2 protein-coding genes are annotated in these 415 nt (G+C 51.8%); both read left to right on the plus strand.

What is annotated here, in order from left to right:
- The coding region (locus EVJ21_RS15260) for a phage tail sheath C-terminal domain-containing protein (RefSeq protein ID WP_284346150.1) at positions 1 to 221 on the plus strand (221 nt) is incomplete at its 5' end.
- Between the two features lie 12 nt (positions 222 to 233).
- The coding region (locus EVJ21_RS15265) for a phage major tail tube protein (RefSeq protein ID WP_172948401.1) at positions 234 to 415 on the plus strand (182 nt) is incomplete at its 3' end.

The following is a 415-nucleotide window of genomic DNA, read 5'->3' on the forward strand; positions in this document are numbered from 1 at the left end:
GCATTAATGCCAAATTCCGTGAGCTGAAAACAAACGGCTATATCGTGGATGCGACATGCTGGTTTAGCGAAGAATCCAACGATGCGGAAACCCTCAAGGCCGGAAAACTGTATATCGACTACGACTATACACCGGTGCCTCCTCTCGAAAACCTGACCCTGCGCCAGCGTATTACCGATAAATACCTGGCGAATCTGGTCACCTCGGTTAACAGCAATTAAGGAGCCTGACCGATGGCAATGCCGCGCAAACTCAAGTTAATGAACGTCTTTCTGAACGGCTACAGCTATCAGGGCGTCGCAAAGTCCGTCACGCTGCCAAAACTGACCCGTAAGCTCGAAAATTATCGCGGTGCGGGGATGAACGGCAGCGCACCGGTAGACCTTGGCCTTGATGACGATGCGCTGTCAATGGA

This window comes from Exiguobacterium sp. SH0S2, from assembly GCF_004337185.1.
In the GTDB taxonomy this organism is placed as follows: Bacteria; Bacillota; Bacilli; order Exiguobacteriales; family Exiguobacteriaceae; genus Exiguobacterium; species Exiguobacterium aurantiacum_A.